The organism is Streptococcus suis, from assembly GCF_002960445.1.
GTDB lineage: Bacteria > Bacillota > Bacilli > Lactobacillales > Streptococcaceae > Streptococcus > Streptococcus hyiners.
The window spans coordinates 1-267 of record NZ_POJD01000207.1; the positions used below are offsets into that span (position 1 = coordinate 1).

Annotated in this window: 1 pseudogene; it reads right to left on the reverse strand. The window is 43.1% G+C overall.

The features are described from left to right. Nucleotides 1-174 precede the first annotated feature (174 nt). Nucleotides 175-267, reverse strand: a pseudogene (locus C1G53_RS08550) (phage tail protein); the annotation flags it as partial.

Here is a 267-nt window from a genome sequence, read left to right on the forward strand (position 1 = left end):
CCTTCTTCCAACTGGCCTAGCTTATCCAAGATAGCTTGACTATTGACCATAGAAAAGAGATCTTGGAAATAGTCCTTGCCAAACTGCTCTTTATAAGCAATTGGTGTGTAGGCATTGGTTGCTAACTCGTAGGTTGTGCCTGCTATGGTAATACTTTCTCTCATGGCCTACTCCTTACTTACGAGGTTCAAAAACTGCCTTGAACCAGTTTTGACGAATCTCATCACTCGTTTCCTCCGTTGTTCGTCGACGTACAACCTTATCAAG